Origin of the sequence: Streptomyces albiaxialis (genome assembly GCF_039530985.1) — a bacterium.
GTDB lineage: Bacteria > Actinomycetota > Actinomycetes > Streptomycetales > Streptomycetaceae > Streptomyces > Streptomyces albiaxialis.
Window position 1 is genome coordinate 317,362 of record NZ_BAAAPE010000011.1, and the last position, 26,303, is coordinate 343,664.

A 26,303-nucleotide genomic window follows, 5' to 3' on the forward strand; every position below is an offset into this window, starting at 1 on the left:
GTCACCGCTCTCCTTCCGGTTCAGCATGCTGGGGTTCGTCGAGCCGGTACGCCTCGGCCTGGGTGCGGTAGAGGCGGGCGTAGCGGCCGCCGGCCGCCATCAGCTCGTCGTGGGTGCCGGTCTCGGCGACGGTGCCGCGTTCCATGACGGCGATCCGGTCGGCGAAGCGCACCGAGCCCAGCCGGTGCGTGATGATCACGACGATGCCGCGGCCGTCCCGGGTGACCTCGCGGGAGGCCCGCGCGTAGTGCTGGAAGAGCCGGTACTCGGTCTCCGCGTCGAGGGAGGCGGTGGGCTCGTCCAGAACCAGCAGCCGGGGTGTCTCGCGCATCATCGAGCGGGCCACCGCGAGCTTCTGCCACTGCCCGGTGGACAGTTCGGTGCCCTCCGGGTGCGAGCGGCCCAGCGGGGTGGCGAGCCCGTCGGGCAGCGCGTCCTCCAGCCGTTCGCCGTCGGCCTTGCGCAGCGCCGTACGCGCGGCGCCCGTGTCGTCGATACGGGGCAGGTCGCCGAGCCCGACGGTGTGCCCGGCCGTCACCTCGAAGCGGACGAAGTCCTGGTAGGCGGCGGAGACTTGGGAGCGCCAGGCCTCGGGGTCGAGCGTGCTCAGCGGCGCGCCGTTCCAGGTGACGGCGCCCCCGTCGGGGTCGTAGAGGCGGCACATCAGCTTGGCGAGCGTCGTCTTGCCCGCGCCGTTCTCGCCGACGACCGCAAGGGTCTGCCCGCCCTCGACGCGCAGGTTCACGCCGTCGAGGGCGGGCCGCGCGGCGTCCTTGTAGCGGAACGTGACGTCGTGCAGGGCGAGTCCGTCCCCGGTCTCGGGCGGTTCGGCGCCGTCCGTACGGTCGCCGTCGGCGAGCGCGGCGATGCGCAGATAGCGGTCGGCGGTCGCCTTGGCCCGTACGAGCTGGGTGACGGCGTCGGTCGCCATGGTGACCTGGCCCGTGACCTGCGCGGCCAGCGCGATGGTGAGCAGCACGTCGCCCACCCCGGCCTTCCCGGCGACGGCGGCGAGCACGGCGACGGCCACGGCCGCGGCGTACGCGGCGCCGAACAGCCCGGTGGCGTCGGCCTGGACGCGGAACGAGCGGTGGGCGCCGGTCTCGCGCTCGCGCTGCGCGGCGCCCGCCAGTTGCCGGTGCCGGTCGCGTACGGCCGCCTGGGCGCCGAGCACCGACAGCTCCTGGGCGTGCTCGGCGCCGCAGGCCACCGCGTACAGCTCGCGGGCCCGGTTCTCGTCGGCGGCGGCCAGCTCCAGGGAGCGCTGCCGCCAGCGGTCGCCGCGCCGGGCCGCCCAGACGGGCAGCGCGCCCACGGCGGGGAGGAGCAGCAGGACGGGGTGGACGTCGGCGAGGACGACGACGGCGAACAGGAGCTGGCCGAGCGCGCCCAGCAGGGTCAGCAGGAAGATCACGACCTGCGCGAGGCGGTTGACGTCCCGCTCGATCAGGGCGAGTTCCTCGGCGATCTCCGGGTCCTCGTGGTGCGCGACGCTCCACGGGGCCATGCTCATCGCCGCGATCCCGGCCTCGGCGGCGTGCCGGACCTTCTCCTCCAGCACGGTGCGGAGCCCGAACGTGTACCAGAGCAGCGCCAGCCAGCTCGCGACGGCGGCGGCCAGGCCCAGCCCCCAGCCCATGGCGGTGTCCGCGTGCCCGGCGACCACCGCGTCGGTGAGCTGCCGGATGAACAGGGCCACGACCACGGGGTGCGCGGAGATCGCGAGGGTCATCACGACGGCGCCGACGGCGCGCGGCGTGTCGCTGGCGAGCGCGAGCCGCGCCATCGCGGCGATGCCGCGCAGCTTCCCGGACGCCGGCGCCTTCCCCTTCACCGGGCGCCCCCCGCCTGCGCGAAGGGCTCCGCCTGGGCGGTGAACATCCGCCGGTACAGGCCCTCGTGGCGCATCAGCTCGTCGTGCGAGCCGGAATCCACGACCCTGCCGTGCTCCAGCACGAGGATGCGGTCCACCCGGCGGACGGTGTTGAAGCGGTGGGAGACCACGATGCGGATCAGTCCCTCGGTCTCGTCGATCAGCCGGTCGAAGAACTCGATCTCCCCGGACGGGTCGATGCTGGCGGTGGGCTCGTCCACGAGCAGCACCCGCGCGCCCCGGGAGAGGGTGAAGAAGGCGCGGGCCAGCGCGAGGCGCTGCCACTCGCCGCCGGACAGGTCGGCGCCGCCCGGGAGCCGGGCGCCGAGCGGGGTGTCGAGGCCCTGCGGCAGCCGCGCGACGCGTTCGCCGAGGCCGACCCGCTCCAGGCAGTCGCGCACGGTCGCGCGGGCCTCCTCGTCGTCCGGCGCGGCGCGCAGCACGTGCACGTTCTCGGCGACGGTCAGCGGCAGCCGCGCGAAGTCCTGGAAGACCATGGCCAGTTGGCTCCGCCACTCCTGACGGTCCAGCCCGGCCAGCGGCACCCCGTCGACCGCGATATGGCCCGCGACGGGGTCGAGGAGCCCGGCGAGCTGCCGCAGCAGCGTCGTCTTGCCCGCGCCGTTCTCGCCGACGACCGCGACGACCTCGCCCGGCTCGATACGGAACGAGACCCCGTCCAGCACCGGCCGCTCGCGGTCGTACGCGAACGTCAGTCCGTCCGCCTCCAGCGCCTTGGCGGGCAGCCCCGCGCACGGCTTGCGCGCGGCGCCGCCGCCGTCGCCTCCGGGGGCGGGGGCCGGTCCCGCGTGCGCGGCCTTGCGCTCCTCCAGCCGCCGTACGGCCGCGATCGGGGCCATGGCGACGTCGAGCCCGTAGGCGGCGGTGCCGCCGGAGACGGCCGAGGCGCCGATGAGCGCCTGGAGGAAGACGGCGAACGCGCCGGTCTCCAGGCCACCGTGGACCCCGCCGTCGACGAGCGCCCAGAACACCAGCCCGTACACGGCGACGAGCGCCGCGCTCAGTCCGAGGATCTTCATGTTGCCGGGGCGGCGCTTGGCCCAGGTCGGCCGGATGGCGGCCAGCCACTCCTGGCCGAGCCGCTCCAGGACCCAGCCGCGCAGCCCGAAGACCCGCAGCTCCTTGGCGGCCGCGCCGCCGACGGCGAGCGAGCGGAAGTACGCGGCCCGCCGCATCTCGTGCGCCTGGCCGAACAGCAGCTCCAGGCGCTTGGAGTTCTCCCGGCCCGCCACCGCGCGCGCGGCGAACCAGGCGAGCCCGACCAGCGCCCCCGCCCATACCTGGAAGAACATCAGGATCAGCAGCGGCCCGAGGGCGCCGAGCAGCGCCGCGTTGACCTCCGCGAGGCCCGCGACGGCCCGTTCCAGCGGCAGGCCGCCCGCGACGCCGGAGAGCAGCGCGAGGTCGTCCCGCGTCTCCTCGTCCTCCAGGTGGTCGGTGCCGTCCTCGACGGCGCAGGCACGCATGGCCCGTTCGCGCAGGGTGATCTCGATGCGCTGGCCGAGGATCTCGCCGACGGTGAAGCGGATCTTCCCGGCGACCTGGGTGAGCAGGAAGACCGCGCCCGCGGCGGCGACGGGCCCCGCTACGCGCCCCGCGCCGTCCTCCAGGCCGAGCCGCGCCGCCTCCGGGATCCGCCCCACGGCGATCCCGGCGAGCAGCATGAAGGCGCCCGGGCCGAGGCCGCCCACCACCACGGTGAGCAGCAGCAGGACCGAACTCCCCCGCCCCGAACGCCAGGCGAGCGCGTACAGGTCCCGCCGGGTGCGCCGGTGGCTCGCGCCCTCGCCCGCCTTCGGGCCCCCGCCTGCCTTCGGATCCTCGCCCGCCTTGCCTGACCTCACGCGCTCCCGCCCTGCGGGGTGATCCGGGAGACCGCGTCACGTGCCTTGTCCAGGTCCACGACGTGGCCCGTGCGCTCGGCCAGCCCGGCGATCAGCTCCTCGACGTCGCCGACGCTGCTGATGCCCGCCGTCTCCTCGCCGGGCAGCGGCGGGAGCTGGAAGACCTCCTCCAGCGCGAACGCCAGCTCGGCCAGGGCCAGCGAGTCGTAGCCCAGGTCGTCGCGCAGCTCGAACCGGGCGCCGGCGTCCGCGACGCGCTCGGGGGCGAGGCGTACGACGACGTCGCGGGCGAGCCCGCGCAGCGCGGCGGCGGTCTCTTCGGGCGTGGCGCCCTCGGGGGTGCCCCCGGGGGTGGTGGCCTCGGTCATCAGCGGTCTCCTCGCGCTGCGGGAGCCGCCGCCGGGCGGGCTCCGTTCGGGGAACGGAGGAAGGCGAGCATGCGGGACGCCTCCTCCCGGTCGAGCCCGGCGAGGCTGTCCTTGCCGAACTTGTTGAACAGCACCTTCTCCAGCAGCTCCGGCCCGTAGTCCGCCGCCGAGACGGCCTTGTCCAGCGACTGGAGCTGGGCCGGAGAGGCGGGCGGCTCGGGCGTGGCGATCTGCTCCAGCGAGGTGCGCACCCCGGGCCGGTAGAGGAAGTTGCTGTTGAGCCGCATCTCGTCGTAGAAGTCGGTCTCCTCGTCCAGCGGGAAGAGGAAGAGCGGCAGTTCGGGCGTGAGGCCCTGGCTCTTGTGCAGGTCGCGGAAGACCTGGCGCATGGCGCGGTACTTGTCGTGCCGCGAGTCGTAGTCCTTGTTGAACGCCCCGATGACCTCCTCCAGCACCGCGCGCTGCCCCGCGGAGGGCTCGGCGCCGGGCGCGATGCCCGCGAACGGCTCGGCGACGGCCTGGAGGTACTGGTCGGCGAGGAAGTTCTCCACCGACAGGAACTTGCTGTACGGGTTGCGGCCGAAGCGCACGTTGAACGAGGCGCCCAGGTCGAGGTAGTCGAGGTAGTGCCACAGCAGCGGCGGGATGTAGACCGCGTCCGTCGGGTGGATGACGGTGTACGCGCCGCCCGCCAGCTCCACGAACCGGCGGCGCTCCTCGGGCTCCATCACCTGGAGCGAGATCGACCCGAAATTGCCGAACGGGTGCAGCCAGGGCGAGGAGGACGGCGGGAAGAGGGCGACGCCCTTGCTGCCGAAGATCTGCGCGAGCAGGACGTGCCGCTGGTCCATGTCGAAGTGCAGATGCGCCCAGTTCTGCGGGCCCGCGATGAACGAGTGCAGATACAGGCTGTGGTGGTCGGTGGTGGGGCGGCAGAACTCCGGGATGGTGAAGCTCCGCAGCACGTCGGTGGGCAGGTCCCACTCGGTGACGACCTTGCGGCTGGCCTCCTGCGTGCCGTACCCGTCCAGGTACTCGTCCAGGGTGCCGAGCTTCGGCTCCGGCGGCTTCTCCTCCGACTCGACGAACTCCTTGCGGGTGTAGTCGATCTGCCGCGTGTACTCGTCCTGGATCAGCACCGGCATCTGGCCCAGCAGCCGCCGCGCCCCGTCCAGGGTGGCCGCCTCGGCCAGCGGCTCGTCGGCGTAGATGCCCCGGATCACCACGGGCTGCCGGGCCAGGACGTACTTCTCCCAGAAGCGGTCGTCCACCTCGGCCGCGGTGATCTCTGCTATGTGAAACTTCGCCATGCTGCCTCTCTTCGTGCGGATTCTGGGTCGCCCGCCGCGCGGGGCGCTGGGGGCGGGGCGCGGGGCCTCGTGGCCCGCCTAGGCGCTCGCCCGGACGCGGCGGTCGGCGCTGAACTCGGCGACGGTCGGCCGCTCCAGGACCGTCCGCGCCTCGACGGCGACCCCGAGCCGGGCGGTCAGCCGGGCGGCGACGGCCTCGGCCTGCGCCTCCCCGCCGCCCAGCGCGCGGAAGTCGTCGTAGATCCCGACGGGGCCGCGCCCGAGGACCTCGGCCCATACCTCCGCCACCGCGCGCTGCACCGGGTTGCGCGGCGCCGCGGCGCCGGTGGCCACGGCAGGGGTGGCCGGCGCGGCGGGCACGAGCGTGAGCGTCCCGTCGTTGTTCCACCGCCCGCGCGCCTCCGAGGCGTACATCCGGGCGCCGGGGACGCCCGCGTACGGGTCGGGCAGGAAGCTGCCCGCGGTGGCGGCGGCGCGTCCCGCGTAGCCGTGCGCGACGGCGTCCCCGCCGAAGTGGATCCGCCCCGTCGTCCCGACGGGCACGGGCTCCAGCCGCTCGTCGAGCACATAGACCCGGGCGCCGGGGGACGGCCGCCCCGCGATGCCGGTGAGCCCGTGCTCGGCGGGTCCGTGGTGGCGCAGCACGGGGAACGGCAGCCCCTCGGTGGTCTCGGCGCCCGCGTCGGTGAGCACGCCGCGCAGCGCCAGCTTCTCCGCGTACGGGTCGTAGGCGAGCCGCGCGAGGGCGCGGGGCGTGAGGAAGGCGACGGTGATCCCGGCCTCGGCCAGCCAGGCGTCCTCGGCCTCGCGCGGGGCGACGACCAGGGTCGCCCCGGCGGCCAGCGCCGCCCACGTCTGCCGTACGGCTGCGCGCTCGGCGTCGGCCGGGCCGTCCCCTTCCGGCAGCAGCGCGACGCGGTCGCCGGGTGCCGGGCCCTGCTCGCCGTACGCGCCGCCGAGCGCGGCCAGCGCCCGGTGCGGCACCAGCACGGGCCCGCGCCCGTCCGCGCCGGGCAGCACGTACGCGGTCGCACCGGGCGGGGCGGGCCCGGTTCCGAGGCCACCGGTCCCGAGGCCACCGGTTCCGAGGCCACCGGATCCGGCGACCCCGTCCGCCCCGGACGGCCCGGACCCGAACCCGTCGGGCACGGGCACGGACGCGGGCGGCTCGCCGGGTGAACCGGCGGCGGGGGCCTCGCCGGACCCGCCGGACGACGGTTCGCCGGAACCACCGGGCGACGGTTCGCCGGGCAGGCTGTCGGCGGCGGCGCCGTTCCCGGTGTCCGCCGGGCGCGCGAGCACCCTCGTCTCCCCGCCGGGGCCGAAGAGGACGTCCGCGCCGCGGGCGCGGAGCGCGGCCTCGCGGCGGGCCGGGGAGAGGTCCGGGTCGACGAGAGTGACCGCGCCGCCCGTCAGCAGGACGCCGAGCTGTGCGGCGATCTGGTCGGTGCCGGGCTCCATGGCGACGGCCGTCACGGTGCCGGGCCCTCCGGCGCCCAGCGCGCGCAGCCGTCCGGACGCGTCCCGCGCCGCAGCGAGGAGTTCGGCGTACGTGAGCCGCGCGTCACCCGCGACGACGGCGGGCACGTCGGGCGTACGTTCCGCGAGGGCGGCCACGCGTTCGTGGACGGGCGGGTGCGCGGCGCGGCCCGCCGGGCCCTCGTTGAAGCCGTGCAGGACCAGGTCGCGCTCCTCGTCGGGCAGCGGGTCCAGGGCGCTGAGCGGCGTCTCCGGGTCGGCGGCGATCCGGCGCAGCACCCGGACGTAGCGGCCCCACAGGCGGCGCATGGTGACCTCGTCGAAGAGGTCGGGCGAGTAGACCACGAGGCCCGACCAGGTGCCGTTCTCCCGCTCGATGACGTGGAGTTCGAGGTCGGCGCGGGTGGTGACCAGGTCGAGGTGGAAGGGCTCGACGCCGACCCCGTCGAGGCCGAGCCGCGCGGAGGCGGCGGAGCCCGCGTCGGTGGGCTGCACGACCTGGAAGAGGACCTGCGCGAGGGGGTTGCGGCTCAGGTCGCGGGCCGGGGCCAGTTCCTCGACGAGCTTCTCGAAGGGCAGGTCCTGGTGGTCGAGGGCGCCGTGCACGACCCCGCGCACCCGCTCCAGCAGCTCCAGGTAGGTGGGGTCGCCCGCGCAGTCGGTGCGCATGACGAGCCAGTTGGCGAAGAAGCCGACGAGCTTCTCCAGCTCGCGGTGGGAGCGCCCGGCGACGGGCACGCCGACGGCGATGTCGTCGGTCCCGGCCCACCGGCTGAGCAGCGCGTCGAACGCGGCGAGGAACACCATGAACAGCGTCGCCGAGCCCCGCTTGGCCACCCCGTCGAGGGAGGCGACGAGGTCGCCCGGCAGTTCGACGTCGAGGCGGTGGCCGACGTAGGTGAGCGTGTCGGGGCGCGGCCGGTCGGCGGGCAGCTCCAGCGGGCGCAGCCCGTCGAGCCTCTCGCGCCAGTAGCCGTTCAGCTCCGCCAGGGCCTCGCCGGTGAGCCGGTCGCGCTGCCAGGCGGCGACGTCGGCGAACTGCAGGGCGAGGGCGACCAGTTCGCGGCCCGCGTAGGCCGCCTCGACCTCGTCGCAGATCACCGAGAGCGACCAGCCGTCGGCGACGGTGTGGTGCGAGGCGACGACGAGCACGTGCTCGTCCGCGCGCAGCCGGAAGAGGCGGGCGCGCAGGAGCTGGTCGGCGGCGAGGTCGAAGGGCGTACGGCCGAAGCGTTCGCCCTGCTCGCGTGCCTCGTGCGCGTCGGCGACGTCCACGACGGGCAGCTCCACGGGCCGCGCGTCGCGCACGATCTGGCGCGGGACGCCGTCGACGCGCGCGAAGACCGTACGCAGCACGGCGTGCCGTTCCACGACGGTGTCGAGGGCGGCGGCGAGCCGGGGAACGTCGATCGGGCCGCGCAGCCGGAAGCCGAGGGCGACGTTGTAGAACGGCCGGCCGGGGGTGAGTTCGCCGAGGAACCAGAGCCGCTGCTGCCCGAAGGACATCGGCAGGTCGGTGCGGCCGGTCAGCTCGCCCTCGAACACCCGGGACGGGCCGCCCTCGTGCGCGACGCGTCCGCCCGCCGCAGCCACCCGTTCGGCGAGGTCGGCGAGCGTCGGCGACTCCAGCAGCGCCGACAGCTCCAGCTCCACACCGCACACCTCCCGCACCCGCGAGATCACCTGCGCCGCCAGCAGCGAATGACCACCCGACGCGAAGAAATCGTCCTCCAGCCCGACCGACTCCACCCCCAGCACCTCGCACCAGATCCCCGCCACCGCCTCCTGGACGGCCCCGGCGGGGGCGGCGTCGGGGGCGGCGGTCGCGGGTGCCAGAGGCGCGGGCAGGGCACGGCGGTCGGCCTTGCCGCTGGTGGTGCGCGGCAGGTCCGGGAGCGTCACGAAGGCGGCCGGGACCATGAAGTCGGGCAGCGCGGCACGCACGTGCGCCCGCAGCCCCGCCTCGTCCGCCGCGCCGTCGAGCACGGTGTACGCGACGAGCCGCCGGTCGCCCGGCGTGTCCTCGCGGACCGTCACCACGGCCTCGCGGACCCCCGGGTGGCGCAGCAGCACGGCCTCGATCTCACCCGGCTCGACGCGGAAGCCGCGGATCTTCACCTGGTCGTCGGCGCGGCCCAGGAACTCGACCGTGCCGTCCTCGCGCCACCGCCCGTGGTCCCCGGTGCGGTACATCCGGGCGCCGGGGTGCGGCGAGAACGGGTCGGGCAGGAAGCGCTCGGCGGTGAGCGCGGGCCGTCCCGCGTAGCCGCGCGCGACGCCCGTACCGCCGACGTACAGCTCGCCGCGCACGCCGACGGCGACGGGTGCGAGGTGCTCGTCGAGGAGGTGGACGCGGGTGTTGTCGACGGGGCCGCCGATGGGCAGCGGGCCCTGGACGCCGTCCAGTTCGCCGGGCACGCACACGCCCTCGGTGGAGATGACGGACAGCTCGGTGAGCCCGTAGACGTGGTGGACCTCGTCGATCCGGCCCCGCCAGCGGCGGATCAGCTCGGCGGGGAGCTGCTCGCCGCCGATGACCAGGCAGCGCAGCCTCGCGCCGGAGTCCGGGTCCACCGTGGACCACAGGGACGGCACGGTCTGGAGGACCTCGACGCCGGTCGTGCGGACGAAGCGCGCGAGGCCGTCGCCCGTGGTGTCGTCGGCGGTCGCGAGGTGCAGCTCGGCGCCGCTCAGCAGCGCCGCGTACACGTCGAGGACGGCGACGTCGAAGACCGGGGAGACGGCCTGGCCGACGCGGGTGCCGGGGCCGATGCCCCAGGAGCGGGCGGAGGCCAGCGCGATGTTGACGATCCCGCCGTGCGGGACCTGCACGCCCTTGGGGCGGCCTGTGGAGCCCGAGGTGAAGATCGTGTACGCGCAGTTGCCGGGGCCGGTCGCGGCGGGAGGCGCCTCCTCGGTGCCGGAGGCCGAGGGCGCGGCGTCCGGCGCGACGACCGCGCAGCCGGCCTGCCCGGCCCAGTCGGCGGGCTCGCCCGGCGCGGCGACGGCCAGCCGCGCGCCCGCGGTGCGCAGCATGTACGCGCGCCGGTCGGCGGGGTCGGCCGGGGACAGCGGGAGGAAGGCGGCACCGGTCTTGAGCGCGGCGAGCTGCGCGGTGACCGCGTCGATGCCGCGTTCCAGGCAGACGCCGACGACGTCCTCGGGGCCCGCGCCGCGCTCGCGGAGCGCTCCGGCGAGCCGCTCGGCGCGCGCGTCGAGCGTGCCGTAGCCGACGCGCTCCGCGCCGTGGACGAGGGCGACGGCGTCGGGGTCGCGGCGCGCCCGCTCCTCGAAGAGGCGGTGCAGCGGGAGCGCGGGGACCTCGCGGCCGGTGGCGTTGAAGCCGTGGACGACGCGCTCGCGTTCGTCCTCGGCGAGGATGTCGAGCCGGGAGAGCGGCACCTCCGGGTCGGCGGCGATCTGGGTGAGGACGCGGACGTAGCGGTCCCACAGCAGCCGCATGGTCGGCTCGTCGAACAGCTCGGTGGAGTAGACGAGCTGCCCCGACCAGGAGCCGGTGGCGTCCTGGGCGACCTGCATCTCCAGGTCGAGCCGCGTGGTGAGGACGTCCACCTCGAAGGGCTCGACGCCGATGCCGGGCAGCGTCAGCCCGCCGGAGCCGGCCTCGCGCGCGCCCGCGACGTGGAAGAGGACCTGGACGAGCGGGTTGCGGCTCAGGTCGCGGGCCGGGGCCAGCTCCTCGACGAGCTTCTCGAACGGCAGCTCCTGGTGGTCGAAGGCGCCGTGCGCGTCGCCCCGCACCCGCTCCAGCAGCTCCAGGACGGTGGGGTCCCCGGCGCAGTCGGTGCGCAGCACGAGGGTGTTGACGAAGAAGCCCATGAGGGATTCGAGCGAGGAGTGCGTCCGCCCGGCGACGGGCACGCCGACGGCGATGTCGGTCTGCCCCGACCAGCGGCTGAGCAGCGCGTCGAAGCCGGTGAGCAGCACCATGAACAGAGTGGCCGAGCCGCGCCGGGCGACCGCCTCCAGCCCCTCGACGAGCGCGTCGGGCAGGGCGAACTCCAGCCGCCTGCCCGCGTAGCTGAGGGCGGCGGGGCGGGGGTGGTCGGTGGGCAGCTCCAGCGGCGCGAGCCCGTCGAGCCGCGCCGTCCAGTGGTCGGTCAGCTCGCGCAGCGCGGGCCCCTGGAGGTGCTCGCGCTGCCAGTGCGCATAGTCGGCGAACGCGAGGGGCAGCGGCGGCAGTTCGCCGCCCGCGTAGAGCGTGCCCAGCTCCTCGCAGAGCAGGGACATCGACCAGCCGTCGGCCACGATGTGGTGGACGACGAAGACCAGCACGTGCTCGTCGGGCGCGAGGCGCAGCAGCCGGTAGCGGACCAGCGGTCCGGTCTCCAGGTCGAAGGGGGTCAGCAGCCAGCCGCGCGCCGTCTCGTGCGCGGCGGCGAGGTCCGCCGCCTCGTGCACCTCCAGGGTGACGGGCGCCGCCGGGTGCACGTACTGCAGGGGGACGCCGTCGACGCGGGCGAACGAGGTGCGCAGCACCCCGTGCCGTTCGACGAGGGCGCCCAGCGCCCCGCGCAGTTGGTCGAGGTCGAGGGCTCCGGTGAGGCGGAAGCCGAGCGCGACGTTGTAGAAGGGCTGGCCCGGGGCGAGTTCGCTCAGGAACCAGAGGCGTTCCTGGTCGAAGGAGAGCGGCAGCCCGCCCTGCGCGGCGAGGTCGCCGTCGAAGCGGCGTACGGGGCCCTGGGAGGCGGCGGGGCGTGCGGGACGGGAGTCCTCCCGCACGCCGCCGCCGGCCTCCTCGACCCGCGCGGCGAGCCGGGCCACGGTCGGGCCCTCCAGCAGCGCGGAGATCTGCAGGTCCACGCCGAAGGTGTCGCGCACCCGGGCCATGACCTGCGCGGCGAGCAGGGAGTGCCCGCCCAGTTCGTAGAAGTCGTCGTCCTTGCCGGGCGGGGCGACGCCGAGCACCTGGGCCCAGAGGGCGGCGACGGCCTCCTGGAGCGGCCCGTCGAGGGGCGCGTCCGCCTCGCCCCCGGCGCGTTCGGCGGCGGGTTCGGGGAGCGCCGCGCGGTCGACCTTGCCGCCGGAGGTGGTGGGGAAGGCGTCCATGACGACGACGGCGGCGGGCACCATGTACCCCGGCAGCGTCTCCCGCAGCGCGTCCTTGACCGTACGTTCGGTCGTCCGGCCCTCGCGCCCGTCCCCGGCGGCGGGCACCACGTAGGCGAGGAGGCGCTTGCCGCCCGCGGTGTCCTCGCGGGCGACGACGGCGGCCTCGCGGACGCCGGGCACGGCCCGCACCCGCGCCTCGACCTCGCCGAGTTCGACGCGGAAGCCGCGGATCTTCACCTGGTCGTCGGCGCGGCCGAGGAAGGTGACGGTGCCGTCGGCGTCGCGGTGGCCGTAGTCGCCGGTGCGGTAGAGCCGGGCGCCGGGCTCGGCGGAGAACGGGTCGGGCACGAACCGTTCGGCGGTGGCCGCGGGACGCCCGGCGTAGCCGTGCGCGACGCCGGCGCCGCCGAGGCAGATCTCGCCGCGCTCGCCGGGCCCGACGGGGTTCAGGTCCTCGTCGAGGAGGTGGACGGTGTCGCCGGGGATGGCGGTGCCGATGGGCGGCGGCGCGTCCAGCGGCGCGGTCACGGGGCAGCTCGTGGAGATGACGGTGGCCTCGGTGGGCCCGTACGCGCTGAAGAACGCGGCGCGGGCCGACCAGCGGTTGGCGATCTCGGCGGGGACGGACTCGCCGCCGGAGACGACCTGCCGCAGCGCGGGCAGTTCGCCGTCCGGCAGCGACTGGAGCGCCGCGGAGAGCACGGCCGCGGTGGTGATCCCGTGGTCGCGCAGCACCCGGAACAGGTCGCTGCCGGAGCCGACGGTGCCGGGCGGCAGCAGGACGAGCGTGCCGCCGTTGCACAGCGCGAGGGACAGGTCGAAGACGCTGGCGTCGAAGCGGACGGGCGCGAGCTGGAGCACGCGCTCGCCGGGCCCGTGCGCGTACAGCTCGCGCTGCGCGCGGACGAGCGCGACGACGGCGCGGTGCGGCACGACGACGCCCTTGGGGGTGCCGGTCGAGCCCGAGGTGTGGATGACGTAGGCGGCGCCTCCCGGCACCCCGCCCCCCGTGAGCGGGGTGGCCGGGCAGGCGCCGACGTCGTCCGCGGCCTCGTCCAGGTGGACCACGGCGCAGGCGCCGGTGTCCCAGTCGTCGGTGATGCCGGACCGGCTCAGCACGAGCGGCGCGTGCGCGTCGCCGAGCATGAAGGCCACGCGCTCCGGCGGGTCCTCCGGGTCGAGCGGCAGATAGGCGCCGCCCGCCTTGAGCACCGCGAGCAGCGCGACGATCTGGTCGATCCCGCGCTCCAGGCACAGCCCCACGACCGTCTCCTGCCGCACGCCGCGGCGGCGCAGGTAGTGGGCGAGGCGCTGGGAGCGTTCCTCCAGTTCCGCGTAGCCGATCTCCCGCTCGCCGCAGACCACGGCCGGGAGGCCGGGGGTGCGGCGTGCCTGCTCGGATATCAGCTCGTGGAGCAGAGCCCGGTCCGGCATCGCGTCAGACCTCCTGGGCCGCGGGCGCCCCGAGGGACTCGCGGACGCTCAGCGGCCGGATGTCGGTCCACACCTTCTCGATGTGCGCGAGGCAGTCCTCCCGGGCCCCGCTGAATCCCTCGGCGCGCCATCCGTCGGGTATTTCCTTGGCGGCGGGCCAAATGGAGTGCTGTTCCTCGTGATTGACGACGACCGTGTACTGGTCTATTTCGCTCGGCATCTTGTTCCTCGGTTCCTGTAATTCCTGTGACGAAGCAAAGCCGGGCCGGCGCCAGCGGATGCTATTTATGGCTTCTCAAGCCAGTCAAGGTTCCCGCTGACGCTGCGAGTCGGCTCTTTGCGGCGCTCTACGAGGGGGAGAGCTGGGGTGCCGCCGCCATGAGCTGCCCGGGGTCGAGGAGTTCCACGGCCTCGCGGTCGAGGACCCGTTGTATCCATTCGTCGAGCGTGGAGCCGACGCGTGAGGCGGCGTCCTGCCAGCGGCGCATCTGCTCGGCCGGAGCCTTCACGGTCACGGTCGCCGAACCCCCCGCGGGTCCGGCGACGGGACCGATCCTGCTGGCCTTGACCCGTCTGCGCAGCTCGCTGACCGACCAGTTCAGGCGCTCGGCGCGGTCGAGCCAGGCCTCCTGGTCGTCGTGCGGCAGCGCCGCGACCTCGCCGTGGTGCTGGAGGCTGAGGGTGTCCCGTCGACGGGACACCTCGAACTTCCGTGCCACCCAGGCGTAGTTCCGCAGGGTCTTGTAGTGCAGGGCGCTCGCCTCGATCGCCCTGCGGTAGCGGTCGGGGTAGCGGTTCTGCCCGTAGATCAGCCAGTCGCCCAGCCACCAGGCGGAGGCGTCGGCGACGACGAATATCTCCTGTCCGAGAGCGATCCAGGTGTCCAGGGGAATTGCCCTCGGAAAGCTCAGGCTGGTGCGACGCTTCAGCACCTTGGCAGTAGTGTGCGGTTTTCCGTTCACTGCACTATCCGCCTTTCACTGATAGTGGTATTGCCTGGCCGGTCAGTCGCGTACGACTGTCACGATGGCCGGTGTGACCTCGCGTATTCCGGCCGCTTTCAGTGCTGCGATGAGTGACTCGGCGTCTTCTCTGCCGTTGGCGAGCAGACAGCCGGGCTGAATTCGCAGCTTCTCGATGGCCTGTGCGGGAATGCTGAGGGCCTGGTCCCGCACTTCCGTCACCGTCAGGCGCGCGGTGCTCTCCGTCCCCGCCAGCCACTCGTCCACCGTCGCCGCGGCGTCCGGGTGGCGGCCGGGGACCGCGACGATGACGAGCGCCTCGGCGACCCCGCCGGGCCGCGCGAGCACGCCGGGGAGCCGCCGCGCGATGTCCTGGAGCAGCTTCTCCGCGCTGAGCGGGTGCGCCGTGTCCGCGTTGCCGTCTCCTTTCAGGGGCGCCCGCCCGGGCGCGTTGAAGACCAGGTGGTCGACGGGCCCGAACGCGTCGAGGCCCTCGCGGAAGTCGGCGACCTCGAAGGCGGCCTCGACGTGCGCGAGCCGCGCGTTCAGCCGGGCGTAGCCGACGGCGCGCGGGTCGATGTCCACCCCGGCGACCGCCTCGTACCGGTGCGCCCGGTCGAGCGCCAGCACGCCGGAACCCGTGCCGACGTCGAGCAGCCGCCCGCCGTGCTCGCCTCGGTGGGCCGCCAGCCGCAGGGTGCTGGCATGGGGCGGCATCACCGGGTCGAGGCCCTCGGCCGTGTACCCGGCCATGGCGGGATAGCCGTGCGAGACGGCGCGGCAGGCGAAGAGCGGGTCGGACAGGTAGTACCCGTCCTCGTACGGCGAGAGCGCCGCCCGGGCCGTCAGCACGGGCCCTCCCCCGGCTCCGGGGGCACCGGGGTGCTCCTCGACGAGTCCGAGGGTGTCGAGCGCGGTGCGCAGCCGCGCCGAGAGCCGGCGGGACCAGGCCGCGGCCGGGACCTCGCCGTTGCGGAAGAAGAGCTGGGTGAGCAACCCGGCCGGTTCCCCCGCGAGTTCGGTGACCCGGTCGCGCGACCAGAGCGCGTAGAGCGCGGAGTTGCGCAGCAGGTCGGTGCCGTCGGCGGCGCCGAGCAGCGCCGCGACGGCCTTGTCGGTGTAGTGGTGGTGCGGAAGCTCCTCGGCCAGGTCGCGCAGCGCCGCGAGGAATCGCGGGGAGGGAGCCGCGCCGGGGGCCGGTGAGGGGGTTAACGAGGTGGTGTCCCAGGGAATCACTGGACTCCGTCCTCTCAGTGGGGCGAGTGGAATTGCCTGTCGACGTAGAGCAGCGGCTGGGTCTCCTGACGTGCGGTACGGATGTCCACGGCGCGGCCGAGGAGCAGCAGATGGGTGGAGCGGTCCACGGCGTCGTCCAGGGTGCACACGAAGCTCGCGGGGCTGTCCGCGAGCACCGGGGCGCCCAGGGCGCCCTCCTCCCAGTCGCCGTGCGCGAAGCGCGCGGTTCCGCGGACGCCGGGGACCATTCCGGCGAAGGCCCGGGCGACGGGGAGCTGGGAGGAGGACAGGACGTTGACCGCGAAGGCGGGTGCCTCACGGACGGCGGAGCCCAGCCGGGTCCGCTTGTTGACGCAGGCCACCAGGGTCGGGGGGTCGAGGGTCAGGGAGCAGACGGCGGTCGCGGTGAGCCCGCACCGCTCGCCCGCAGCGGAGACCGCGGAGATCACACAGACGCCGCCCGCCAGCTTGCGCATTCCTGACTGGAAGTCGTTCGTGGGCCGATCAACCGTCACGGCACCCCCTCGCCTCGGCCGTACAAGATCCCGTCACTGGGACGTGCGGGACGGATTGAACCAAGGCCGCGACGGGGGAGTGAAGGGAACGGATGGTTCCCCGTACCGGGGTTACAGGACTGCCCCTACTGGGACTGATCACGGACAGAACTTGCGTGCCTGTTACGGAGGTTGACGCCCGGGCGGCGCCCCCGGTTTTGGCAAGCACTCATTGACACTCGGGAACTGTCAACGAATGATTGCTCCGTCGTCGCCCCCGCTGTGGGGCGCGCGCTGACCGCTGCCCGTACCCGGAGGAGTCAGTCGTTCCCATGTCCGCTTCCGATGCCGCGAGTTCCGCTCCCGCGGCCGACGAGGGGTCCACCCGCTTCCCGCCGCTGCTGCGCCGCGTCGTCCTGGTGACGGTGCTCGGCTCGATCATGTCGTTCCTCGACGCGACGATCGTCAACGTGGCGCTGCAGTCGCTGTCACAGCACATGGACGCCTCCCTGGCGACCATCCAGTGGGTGGTCACCGCCTACCTCCTCGGCCTGGCGGCCGTCATCCCGGTCAGCGGCTGGGCCGCCACCCGGTTCGGCGCCAAGCAGATGTACGTCCTCTCCATCGCCCTCTTCACGCTCGCCTCGCTCGCCTGCGGACTGGCCCAGAACGCCGGGCAGTTGATCGCGTTCCGCGCCGTCCAGGGCGCCGCCGGCGGGCTCACCCTCCCCATCGCGCAGATGATCACCGTGCGCACGGCGGGCCCCGCGCGGCTCGCCCGCGTCATGAGCGTCAGCGGAATCCCCACGCTGCTCGCGCCCGTCTTCGGACCGGCGCTGGGCGGACTGCTGCTGGAGCACGCGAGCTGGCACTGGATCTTCTTCGTCAACGTGCCGATCGGCGTGCTCACCGTCGTCCTCGCCCAGCGCATGATCCCCGCCGACGAGGGCCGCCGCGCGGCCGGGAAGCTGGACGTGCCCGGACTGGCCGCCGTCTCGCTCGGCTTCGTCGCGCTGACCTACGGGCTGGCGCAGATCGGCTCGAAGGGCAGGGCCGACTCCCCCGCGGTCCTCGCCTCACTGGCCGTCGGCGCGCTGCTGATCGCGGGCTTCGTGCTCTACGCGCTGCGCGCCGAGCGCCCGCTCGTGGACGTACGGCTCTTCAAGAACAAGCTCTACAGCGCCGCGCAGCTCACCAACTTCTGCCTGGGCTCGGCCGTCTTCGGCTCGATCATCCTGATGCCGCTCTACTTCCAGACCGTCCGCGGCGAGGATCCGACGGCCACCGGACTGCTGCTGATCCCGCAGGGCATCGGCGCCGGGCTCGCGATGGTGATGAGCGCGCGGCTCGTGGAGAAGCTGGGCGCCGGGCTGACCGCGTGCGCGGGCGGCGTCGTCAGCATCGTCGCGACCGTCCCGTTCATGATGATCGGCTCGGGTACGTCGTACTGGCTGCTGGGCGCCGCGATGGTCGCCCGCGGCTTCGGCATCGGCGCCTGCACGATCCCCGCGACGACGGCCGCCTACCGGGCCGTCCCGCCCACCGGGGTCAACGACGCCACCGTGCAGATCGGCGTCCTCCAACGGGTCGGCGGCTCGACGGGCACGGCGCTGTTCGCGGTCGTCCTCCAGGACCGGCTGACGTCGGCGACCGGCCACGCCGGGCAGGCCGCCGCCTTCGGCACCGCGTTCTGGTGGGTGCTGGGCGCCGCCGCGCTGGCCACCGTCCCCACGCTGCTGCTGACGTCGGCGGAGCGCCGCGCGGCCAAGGCGGCGGTTCCGCAGCCCGCCTAGCCTTCGCCTCCGCTCCCCACTCTCCCTCCCCTTCTTTCCCTCCCCTTGCCCTCTCCTTTCCTTCTTCTTTCCTCTCCCCCTGGCCCCGGTGTCCGTCCCGCCCTCCCCCGAGCGGGACGGGCACCGGTTCTTCCTCACGGCACCAACTCTGGCCCCGCGTCCCCACGGCCGGTTAGCTTCGCGCCCTCGCGCCCCGACGTGCCCCGCACCGGCGCTGAGCTGTCCCTCTGTCCCGTACGACGTCCCGTATCCGGAGTGACCCATGCCCGTGAAAGAACGCAGCGAGCCCACGGAGCCCAGGAAGGGAGGGGGCCCGGCGGACCCCGCCGGACCGGCGGAGCTGCCGCCGGACCTGCCCCCCGAACTGCCCCCGCTCGCCTCGCCCCGGCACCGCGTCGGCAGCGCCCTCGCGTTCCGGCGCGACCAGCTCGGCTTCCTCGCGCGCGGTATAGAGGAGCACGGCGACCTCTTCCGGTTCCGCCCGCTGGGCATCCCCATGGTGCTCATCAACCACCCCGACCACATCCAGCACGTTCTGGTCGAGCACAGCGAGCGGTACGACAAGGGCGCGGCCCTCTTCAAGATCGTCCGGCCCGTGCTGCGCGACGGGCTCATCGCCATCGCGGACATGGACCGATGGCGCCGCCAGCGCCGCATGATGGCCCCGCACTTCACGCCGCGCACCGTCGCCACGTTCGCCCGCAACATGACGGACGAGACCGAGCTGATGCTGGAGCGCTGGACCTCCCGGCCCGAGCCCTACGCACGTCCACTGGACGTCACCGACGAGATCGGCCAGCTCGCGCTGCGGATCGTCACCCGCTCGCTGTTCAGCGCCCAGGTCGGCGACTCCGCACGCGACTTCGAGCAGGCCTTCGGCGCGGCGAACGCCATCCTCGCCGACTTTTTCCGCTTCCCGTTCCCGCCGCTGAGCGTGCCCACCCCCAGCCACCGGGTGCTGCGCCGCGCCGTGGACGACATGGACTCCTTCGTCTCCGGCTTCATCGAGCGCCGCCTCGCCGACGGGCCCCCGGGCGAGGCGGACGCGGAGGAAGAAGCCCCCGACCTGCTCACCCTGCTCATGCACACCGTCGACGACGACGGCTCCGGCATGGACCTGGAGCAGCTCCACCACGAGGTCCTCAACCTCTGCATCGGCGCCTACGAAACCACGACGAACGCCCTGTCCTGGGCCTTCTATCTGCTCGCCCGGCACCCCGAGGCCGAGGCGCGGGTGCACGCGGAGGTCGACGAGGTGCTCGACGACGGGCGGGTCCCCGGCTTCGACGACCTGCCCCGTTTCCCGTACACCCGGCGGGTCATCGACGAGACGCTGCGGATCTACTCGCCCGCGTACCAGACCATGCGGCGCGCCCTGGTGGACGACGAGATCGGGGGCCACCGCATCCCCGCGCACAGCAATGTGCTGATCAACAGCTACTTCCTCCACCGGCACCCGGACTTCTGGCCCGCCCCGGACACCTTCGACCCGGACAACTTCGCGCCGGAGGCCGTCGCGGCCCGGCCCAAGCACGCCTACGTGCCGTTCGGCAGCGGCCCCCGGGTCTGCATCGGCAAGCACTTCGCGCTCACCGAACTGGTGCTCGCCCTGACGACCGTGGCCCGCCGCCACCGGCTCGTCCTGCCGGACGGCGCGCCCGAGGTCGAGCCCGATCCCCTGATCACCCTGCACCCCAAGGGCGGCGTCCACCTCCGCCTGGAGCCCCGATGAGCAGCCGGAGAGCCGAGATGAACCGGAGAGCCGACGTGCCCGACATCGCCTGCCCCTTCCCCTTCTCCGTCAACCCGCACGCCGAACGGGCCCGCGCCCATCTGCGGCACTGGACCCACGAGACCGGACTCATCCGGGGAGAGCGCGCCCGGCGCCGCTTCGAGCACGCCGACTTCGGCTGGTTCGCCGCGCTGGTCTACCCGACGGCGCCGCCCGAACGGCTGGATCTGCTCGCCGACTGGTTCGCCTGGCTCTTCCTCGTCGACGACCAGCTCGACGACGGCTCCTTCGGCCGCTCCCCCGAGCAGCTCGCCGAGGTCATCGGGCAGATGCGCGAGGTCCTCGACCGCTCCCCCGACGAGACGGCCGCCGAGCCGTCCCCGTCCCCGACCCCGGCCCTGGCCCCGTCCTCCCGGCTCCCCGTCGTCGCCTCGCTGGCCGACCTGTGGCGGCGTACGGCCGAGGGCACCTCGGCGCGCTGGCGGGCCCGGTTCGCCGGGCACCTCGCGCAGTGCCTGACCACCGCGGCCGTCTGGGAGGCGGGCAACCGGCTGAGCGGCCGGGTCCCGCCGGAGGACGAGTACGTGGCCAACCGGCGGCACACCGGCGCGATATACGTCTGCATGGACCTCATCGAGATCGCCGAGTCCGCCGAACTGCCGCCGGAGATCGAGGAGTCCGCCGCGTACCTCACCGCACTCGACGCCGCCTGCGACGTGGTGTGCTGGGTCAACGACGTCTACTCGCTCGCCAAGGAGCGCGCGCTCGGCGAGTTCCACAACCTCGTGCACATCGTCGGGCACCAGCGGGGGCTGCCCGACGACAAGGCGCTGTGCGAGGTCGTACGGGCCGTCGCCGGGGAGACCGCGCGCTATCTCGCCGCCGAGGCCGAGCTGCGCGCCGCCCACCCGGCGCCGTCGCGCGCGCTGGAGGGCGGCCTCGCCGGGATGCGCACCTGGATGCGGGGCAACCTCGACTGGTCACGCCGCACCCACCGGTACGGCGCGGACACCGCGCTGCCCGACGGCTATCTGGAGCCGGCGCTCGTGGAGGCGGACGGGCTCGTGGAGGCCGACCGGTGAGCCCCGCCGGAACGGCGGAGGAGGCTGTCGGTCCCGAGGAGGCGTGGGAGCTGCTGGAGCGGGCCCGGATGCTGACCGAGCCCGCGCTGCGCAAGGCGGTCGCCCGCCTCCCCGAGCCCGTACGCCCGCTCGCCGCCTACCACTTCGGCTGGCGGGACGCGGACGGCGACCCCGCGGAGGGCGGTTGGGGAAAGGGCGTGCGCGGCGCGCTCGCGCTGGCCTCGGCGCGGGCCGTGGGCGGCACGGCCGAGCAGGCGGTGGCCGCGGCGGCCGGGGTGGAGCTGGTGCACAACTTCTCTCTGCTGCACGACGACCTGATGGACCGCGACGCCACCCGGCGCGGACGCCCCGCCGTCTGGGCCCGGTTCGGCGAGGGGCCCGCCGTGCTCACCGGCGACGCGCTGCTCGTCCTCGCGATGGAGGCGCTGGCGGACGAGCCGGGCGCGGTGGCCGAGCTGTGCGAGGCGCTGCTGGTGCTCGTCGGCGGGCAGGGCGCGGACCTGGAGTTCGAGACGCGCGGCGACGTACGGCTCGACGAGTGTCTGCGGATGGCGGCGGGCAAGACCGCGCCGCTCCTCTCCGCCGCCTGCGCGCTGGGCGCGCTCGCGGCGGGCGCCGCGCCCGAACGTACGGCCGCGCTGCGCCGGTTCGGCCACCACCTGGGCGTCGCCTTCCAGCTCACCGACGACCTGCTCGGGATCTGGGGACGCAGCGCGCGCTCCGGCAAGCCGGTCGGCGCGGACCTGCGGCACCGCAAGAAGTCCCCGCCGGTCGTCGCGGCCCTGGCCTCCGGGACCCCGGCGGGCCGGGAGCTGGCGGAGCTGTATCTGCGCGGCACCGGCCCGCTCGACGACGCCGGGGTCCGTACGGCCGCCGAGCTGGTCGAGCGCGCGGGCGGACGGGCGTGGGCGGAGAAGGAGGCGGCACGGCAGCGTGCGGAGGCGCTCGCCGCTCTGGACGCGGGCGCCCCCGCCCCCGAGGGCGCCCGCGCGCTCGCGTCGCTGGCCGGACTGATCACGGCCGGGAGGGAGCGCTAGCCTCCCTCCCGGCGGGCTCCCTCCCCGCGTACGCCGTCAGTCGGTCTCCGCGAGCAGCTTGTCGAAGCGGGTCAGCCCCTCTTCGAGGACATCGGCGGGACGCGCGAAGCTGAGGCGTACGGCGTGCTCGGCGCCGAACACCTCGGCGGGCATCACCAGCGTCCGGTGCTCGGCCACGAGCCGCTCCGCCAGCTCGCGGGACGGCGTCCGTACGGCCGTCTCCAGCCAGGCGAACGGGGTGCCCTGGGGGCGGACGAGGCGCAGGCGGTCCGGGTGCCGGGCGACGAACGTGTCGAGCAGTTCGGCGCCCGGCGCCACCAGCCGCCGGTACCGCTCCACGTGCCGGTCGCGCTCGGCGAGGACCTGCTCGGCGGCGCGCTCCCAGACAGCGGAGTTGGAGACGGTGGTGTACCGCTTGTAGTTGACCGCGCCCTCGACGACCGCGCCGGGGGCGTGGATCCAGCCGAGCCGCAGCGCGGGCATGCCGTAGACCTTGGAGAGGCTGGAGACGGAGATGCCGAGCGGGGTGCGGTGGACGACGGAGTCGCGGAAGTCCAGCAGATACTCCTCGTCGTTGACCAGCCAGGCCCCGCAGCCCGCGGCGATCTCCGTGACGGCCGCCCACTCCTCCTCGCCGAGGACGCAACCGGAGGGGTTCCCCGGGCTGTTGATGACGATCGCGCGGGTACGGGGGCCGACGGCGGCGGCCAGTGCCGCGGTGTCGAAGGGGGTGCCGGGCCGCCAGGGCAGCACGGTCACCTCGCACCCGGCGGCGCGCGGCACCTCCCACGCCTGCTGCCAGCCGGGGCTGGTGGCCACGACGTGGTCGCCGGGGCTCAGCAGCGAGCGGTAGAGGAGGTAGAGGGCCTCCTGTGCGCCGTGCGTGACGGCGACGCTGTCGGCGGCGGGCGGCTCGGCGCCGTAGATCCCCGCGATGGCCTCGCGCAGCGCGGCGCGTCCCCGGTCCAGGCTGTAGTCGAGGTCCCATTCCGGATCGAGCCGCAGATCGGAGAGGAGCTGGAACCGTACGCCGCTTTCCGCGAGGTCGATGTCGTAACGCCCCTCGGCCTCGTCGAAGAGCCAGCTCTGGATCGTGTATTCGGCAATGCTCACGCGGGTGCTCCCCCGTTCTCTTTCGCGAAAGTGATGACGACGACGTCCCGGTACGCGGGCCTCTCCGGGAATTTCGGGGTCATGGGCGTGACGTAATGCAGCACGCTGGTGTCGTCGAAGAGCAGGGTTTCTCCGGCCGGCATCGTACGGTCGAGCAGCACGTCGTCGCCCTCTTCGCCCCGCTCTTCGCCCCTCTCCTCGTCCCCGGAACGCGCGCGGACGAGGGAGATCGCCCCGCTGACGTTCTCCACGGCGACGCACGTGACCGCGACGCGGTCGAAGCCGTCCCGGTGGAAGCCCTCGGGTGCGGGCAGTCCGACCTGGTCATCGGTGGCGACGACGCGGATCTGGTGGCACCCGGCGGTGAACTCCTCCGCACCGACGAACCGCCGCACCTCGGGCGCGAGGACGAGCCGCTCGGCGAATTCCCGTGCCGGTGCCCCGAGTTGCGGAAACCGCCGCTCGACGCCGCCCGCGTACATATTGATGTCCGTGTCCTGGAAGAACGAGTCGTCGTCCGTCCAGCGCAGGGTGTCGCCCTTGACGAGGGCACTGGCGAAGGCCCGGAAGCGGAAGGGGACCCGGGATTTCAGATAGTTGTCGGCGGTGAGTTCCGAGAAGCTCTCGATCAGCTCGTCGGATATCTTCCCGCTCGCATTGAGAAGCCTCAGGCGCATTCCTGTCCCCGCATTCCCGAAGGAGTTGATCCACAATGCGGGCCGAGTCGATCACGGTCGGCTCCGGAGGGTCAAGGAACGAGCACCCCCACAGAAGCAAGCAGGGCTTGACAATCTCCCTTTGTCAAGGCTTACTTGCACCATGGCACTTCCTGACCTTGACGATCTGATCGCCGAAGTCGACCGCACCTGCGAGGTCGCGCACCGCCCCGGGGGGCACGAGCAGCCCGACTGGCTGGCCCTGCTCACCTCGGCCGCCGGACTCGCCGGACAACTCCAGGCCCTCGCCGACGACTTGGTCGAAGACTACGTGGAGCACTGCCGTCTGCACGGCATCTCCTGGACGGACATCGGCTCGGCCCTGGGCGTGACCCGGCAGGCCGTGCAGCAGCGCTTCCACGCCCCCCACAAGCGGTACACCCCGGAGATGCTCACCGAGGACCTCCAGCAGGCCATGACGCACATGAAGCAGGCCGCGGTGCAGCACCGGAACAACTACATCGGCACCGAGCACCTGTTGTGGGGCCTGACCTCGGAGGACAACGCGGCCACGGCCCTGCTGACGGCGGTCGGCGCCGACCCCGAGGAGATCCACCGCGCGGTCGGCGACCAGCTCAGCATGGGCGCCTCCCAGGCCGCCGAGCGCATCGCCTGGACGCCGTACTCGCGCAAGGCCATCGCCCTCGCCGAGGAGCGCGCCGAGGAGACGGGCTCCGAGCTGATCGGCTGCGACCATCTGCTCTTCGGCATCGCCCAGATCGCGCGCGGCGTGGGCGGCGCGGTCCTCGCCGACGCGGGCCTGGACGCCGAGCGCCTCCGCAAGTCGTCGGGGGCAACCCCCGCGTGACCCGCACCCCGGAGGTACGGCGCGCGGTGACCGCCGCCCTGGCCACCGCCACGTCCCTCGGCCTCTCCGCCACCGACGCCCACATCCTCCAGTCCTCGAACAGACTCACCCTCCGCCTACTGCCCAGCGACACCTTGGCCCGGGTGACCCGGCTGACCCCCCTGCCAATGGGCGGCGAAGCCGCGGGGTTCGAGCCCGCCGAACGCGCGGCCGCGGGCCCTGAGATGGCCGCGCCCGGCATCGCCGGGCGCGCGGAGGTGGGGTCCGCGCCGGAGGCTGAGGCCGCGTGGTTCGAGGTCGGTCTCGCGGGGCGGCTTGCCGCCGCCGGGTGCCCCGTGGCCGCGCCCGACCCCCGGGTGGCGCCGCGTGTCCACGAGTACGACGGGCACGCGGTCACGCTCTGGACGTACTACGCACCGCCCCCGGCGGCCCGGGACGTCCCGCCGGCCGACTGCGCCGCCGCGCTCGGCCGACTGCACACGGGCATGCGCCGTCTCGACGTCCCCGCGCCGCACTTCACGGACCGCGTCGAGCAGGCCCAGCGGCTCCTGGCCGACCGCGACCGGACCCCGGCGCTCGCCGACGGGGACCGGGAGCTGCTCGCCGGGACCCTGCGCGACCTGCGGCGCGACATCGGGACCCGCGGCGCCCCCGAGCAGCTCCTCCACGGCGAGCCGCACCCCGGGAACCTGCTCGCGACGGAGCACGGGCCGCTCTTCGTCGACCTGGAGACGTGCTGCCGCGGCCCCGTCGAGTTCGATCTCGCGCACGCGCCCGAGGAGGTCGACGCGTACTGCCCGTACGCCGACCAGGAGCTGCTGCGCGCATGCCGCGCCCTCGTGCTGGCGATGATCACGACCTGGCGCTGGGACCGCCACGACCGGCTGCCCGACGGCCGCCGGCTGGCGGCGGAGTGGCTGGCCCGGCTCCGCACGGCACGCTGAACGCGCGGGGCAGTACGCCTGTTCGGTGAGGTCGAGGCCCCGTCGGCCCGCTCGGCGACCCGGCGGGTCGGCCGTAGCCCGCGCGAGCGGCGGCGGGCCGCCGTGCGGTTGGATGGCGTCCGACAGCGGACGAGTCGGGCGGAGGGGTGAGCGGCGCGGTGGAATCGGTGCACGAGGTGGTGGCGGGGAATCCCTATCCGGGGCGGGGCGTCGTGTGGGCGCGCACGCTCGACGGTGCGCTGTGCGGCGGCTATTTCCTGACGGGACGCAGCCCGGCGTCCCGGACCCGGACGGTCCGCCGCGGCGACGGAGAGCTGATCGTCGCGCCGACGGCCGCACCAGCCGCACCAGCCGGACCGGGCGGACCCGGCGCGCCCGGCGCGCCCGGCGTGCCCGGCGTGCCCGGCGCGCCCGCGCACGATCCGCTGCGGCACTACGTCGCGGCCCGCGAGCGCGACGGCTGGCTGGTGTTCGGCAACGGCGAGCAGGTCGCGACGGTGTCCGACCGGCTGCGGCGCGGTCACGCACCGGCGGAGGCGCTCAGCGGACTGGAGTACGAGCCCGACCCGCCGATCTTCACGCCCCGCATCACGGTCGTGGCGGACGTCCGGGACGACGCCGGGGACGACGCCCGGGACGACACCCGCCCGGGCCGCGAGGCCTGGTTCGGCGCCGCGCGGCGCGGGCGCGGCGGCCGGACCGCGGCCGACGTGCTGACGCTCGCGGTCCGGGACCTGGAGCCGGGCGACGCCGTACTGATGACGACGTACCGTTCCGACGGCCGTACGGTCGCGACCGGCGAGCCCTACCACGAGGTCAGGACCGAGGCGGCCGGGCGCGACGGGCTCCTGGAGGAGCTGTGGAGCGCGCTGGACCCCCGACTGCGCGTCGCGGCGGCAGTGTTCGAGCCGCATCGTACGGCCGAAGCCGCCGTCCGCCACGAGATCGTGCCGGGGCCCGGTTCAGGCCCGTGAGGAACTCTCC

18 protein-coding genes are annotated in these 26,303 nt (G+C 74.3%); 7 read left to right on the plus strand and 11 right to left on the minus strand.

Annotation, left to right across the window (positions count from 1 at the left end):
* Position 1: 1 nt before the first annotated feature.
* The 9 genes from ABD343_RS22015 to ABD343_RS22055 all read right to left on the minus strand — a co-directional run bounded on the left by ABD343_RS22015 (position 2) and on the right by ABD343_RS22055 (position 16,115).
* Positions 2–1,834, minus strand: coding sequence for an ABC transporter ATP-binding protein (locus ABD343_RS22015; protein ID WP_344530815.1), 1,833 nt, complete (start codon positions 1,832–1,834; stop codon positions 2–4).
* The gene (locus ABD343_RS22020) at positions 1,831–3,738 is read right to left on the minus strand and encodes an ABC transporter ATP-binding protein (RefSeq protein ID WP_344530817.1); all 1,908 of its coding nucleotides are present in this window, start codon (positions 3,736–3,738) and stop codon (positions 1,831–1,833) included. Before ABD343_RS22020 ends, ABD343_RS22015 begins: the two co-directional genes overlap by 4 nt.
* Positions 3,735–4,106, minus strand: coding sequence for a hypothetical protein (locus ABD343_RS22025; RefSeq protein ID WP_344530819.1), 372 nt, complete (start codon positions 4,104–4,106; stop codon positions 3,735–3,737). Before ABD343_RS22025 ends, ABD343_RS22020 begins: the two co-directional genes overlap by 4 nt.
* Positions 4,106–5,416: a cupin-like domain-containing protein gene (locus tag ABD343_RS22030; protein WP_344530821.1), complete on the minus strand. Its 1,311-nt coding sequence runs from the start codon at positions 5,414–5,416 to the stop codon at positions 4,106–4,108. The genes ABD343_RS22025 and ABD343_RS22030 overlap by 1 nt, the downstream gene beginning before the upstream one ends.
* Before the next feature lie 78 nt (positions 5,417–5,494).
* Entirely contained in the window at positions 5,495–13,402 is a 7,908-nt protein-coding gene (locus tag ABD343_RS22035) for an amino acid adenylation domain-containing protein (protein ID WP_344530823.1), read from the minus strand.
* A gap of 4 nt (positions 13,403–13,406) precedes the next feature.
* Complete coding sequence (locus ABD343_RS22040; RefSeq protein WP_344530825.1) at positions 13,407–13,622, minus strand: MbtH family protein; 216 nt, start codon at positions 13,620–13,622, stop codon at positions 13,407–13,409.
* 127 nt (positions 13,623–13,749) lie between these two features.
* Positions 13,750–14,334, minus strand: coding sequence for an LmbU family transcriptional regulator (locus ABD343_RS22045; protein ID WP_344530827.1), 585 nt, complete (start codon positions 14,332–14,334; stop codon positions 13,750–13,752).
* 72 nt (positions 14,335–14,406) lie between these two features.
* Positions 14,407–15,600 carry a 50S ribosomal protein L11 methyltransferase gene (locus ABD343_RS22050; protein ID WP_344530829.1) on the minus strand — a complete coding sequence of 398 codons (1,194 nt, stop codon included), beginning with the start codon at positions 15,598–15,600 and terminating at the stop codon, positions 14,407–14,409.
* Between the two features lie 14 nt (positions 15,601–15,614).
* Positions 15,615–16,115: a flavin reductase family protein gene (locus ABD343_RS22055; RefSeq protein WP_344530831.1), complete on the minus strand. Its 501-nt coding sequence runs from the start codon at positions 16,113–16,115 to the stop codon at positions 15,615–15,617.
* A gap of 311 nt (positions 16,116–16,426) precedes the next feature.
* Between ABD343_RS22055 and ABD343_RS22060 the strand changes: the two genes are divergently transcribed.
* The 4 genes from ABD343_RS22060 (at position 16,427) to ABD343_RS22075 (ending at position 21,738) form a co-directional block, all read left to right on the plus strand.
* Entirely contained in the window at positions 16,427–17,887 is a 1,461-nt protein-coding gene (locus ABD343_RS22060) for a DHA2 family efflux MFS transporter permease subunit (RefSeq protein WP_344530833.1), read from the plus strand.
* Between the two features lie 262 nt (positions 17,888–18,149).
* On the plus strand, positions 18,150–19,619 hold the full coding sequence (locus ABD343_RS22065) for a cytochrome P450 (RefSeq protein ID WP_344530835.1): 1,470 nt from the start codon (positions 18,150–18,152) through the stop codon (positions 19,617–19,619).
* On the plus strand, positions 19,616–20,701 hold the full coding sequence (locus ABD343_RS22070; protein ID WP_344530837.1) for a terpene synthase family protein: 1,086 nt from the start codon (positions 19,616–19,618) through the stop codon (positions 20,699–20,701). The genes ABD343_RS22065 and ABD343_RS22070 overlap by 4 nt, the downstream gene beginning before the upstream one ends.
* Entirely contained in the window at positions 20,698–21,738 is a 1,041-nt protein-coding gene (locus ABD343_RS22075) for a polyprenyl synthetase family protein (RefSeq protein WP_344530839.1), read from the plus strand. Before ABD343_RS22070 ends, ABD343_RS22075 begins: the two co-directional genes overlap by 4 nt.
* A 36-nt stretch (positions 21,739–21,774) precedes the next feature.
* Here ABD343_RS22075 and ABD343_RS22080 read toward each other — a convergent pair whose 3' ends face one another.
* Both ABD343_RS22080 and ABD343_RS22085 read right to left on the minus strand, forming a co-directional pair.
* A complete protein-coding gene (locus ABD343_RS22080; protein WP_344530841.1) occupies positions 21,775–22,851 on the minus strand; it encodes an aminotransferase class I/II-fold pyridoxal phosphate-dependent enzyme in 1,077 nt (358 codons plus the stop codon).
* On the minus strand, positions 22,848–23,528 hold the full coding sequence (locus tag ABD343_RS22085) for a 2OG-Fe dioxygenase family protein (RefSeq protein ID WP_344530843.1): 681 nt from the start codon (positions 23,526–23,528) through the stop codon (positions 22,848–22,850). The genes ABD343_RS22080 and ABD343_RS22085 overlap by 4 nt, the downstream gene beginning before the upstream one ends.
* Before the next feature lie 142 nt (positions 23,529–23,670).
* Between ABD343_RS22085 and ABD343_RS22090 the strand changes: the two genes are divergently transcribed.
* From ABD343_RS22090 to ABD343_RS22100, 3 genes are all read left to right on the plus strand, one after another.
* Complete coding sequence (locus ABD343_RS22090; RefSeq protein WP_344530845.1) at positions 23,671–24,375, plus strand: Clp protease N-terminal domain-containing protein; 705 nt, start codon at positions 23,671–23,673, stop codon at positions 24,373–24,375.
* Entirely contained in the window at positions 24,372–25,319 is a 948-nt protein-coding gene (locus tag ABD343_RS22095; RefSeq protein ID WP_344530847.1) for a phosphotransferase enzyme family protein, read from the plus strand. The genes ABD343_RS22090 and ABD343_RS22095 overlap by 4 nt, the downstream gene beginning before the upstream one ends.
* A gap of 158 nt (positions 25,320–25,477) precedes the next feature.
* Positions 25,478–26,293, plus strand: a complete 816-nt coding sequence (locus ABD343_RS22100) for an IMP cyclohydrolase (protein WP_344530849.1) — start codon at positions 25,478–25,480, stop codon at positions 26,291–26,293.
* Positions 26,294–26,303: the final 10 nt, after the last annotated feature.

Bases quoted from the DNA above. Each gene is read 5' to 3' on its own strand.
- ABD343_RS22035 (WP_344530823.1), bottom strand. From the start codon at position 13,402: ATGCCGGACCGGGCTCTGCTCCACGAGCTGATATCCGAGCAGGCACGC.
- ABD343_RS22090 (WP_344530845.1), top strand. From the start codon at position 23,671: ATGGCACTTCCTGACCTTGACGATCTGATCGCCGAAGTCGACCGCACC.
- ABD343_RS22085 (WP_344530843.1), bottom strand. From the start codon at position 23,528: ATGCGCCTGAGGCTTCTCAATGCGAGCGGGAAGATATCCGACGAGCTG.
- ABD343_RS22070 (WP_344530837.1), top strand. From the start codon at position 19,616: ATGAGCAGCCGGAGAGCCGAGATGAACCGGAGAGCCGACGTGCCCGAC.
- ABD343_RS22060 (WP_344530833.1), top strand. From the start codon at position 16,427: ATGTCCGCTTCCGATGCCGCGAGTTCCGCTCCCGCGGCCGACGAGGGG.
- ABD343_RS22065 (WP_344530835.1), top strand. From the start codon at position 18,150: ATGCCCGTGAAAGAACGCAGCGAGCCCACGGAGCCCAGGAAGGGAGGG.
- ABD343_RS22040 (WP_344530825.1), bottom strand. From the start codon at position 13,622: ATGCCGAGCGAAATAGACCAGTACACGGTCGTCGTCAATCACGAGGAA.
- ABD343_RS22025 (WP_344530819.1), bottom strand. From the start codon at position 4,106: ATGACCGAGGCCACCACCCCCGGGGGCACCCCCGAGGGCGCCACGCCC.
- ABD343_RS22030 (WP_344530821.1), bottom strand. From the start codon at position 5,416: ATGGCGAAGTTTCACATAGCAGAGATCACCGCGGCCGAGGTGGACGAC.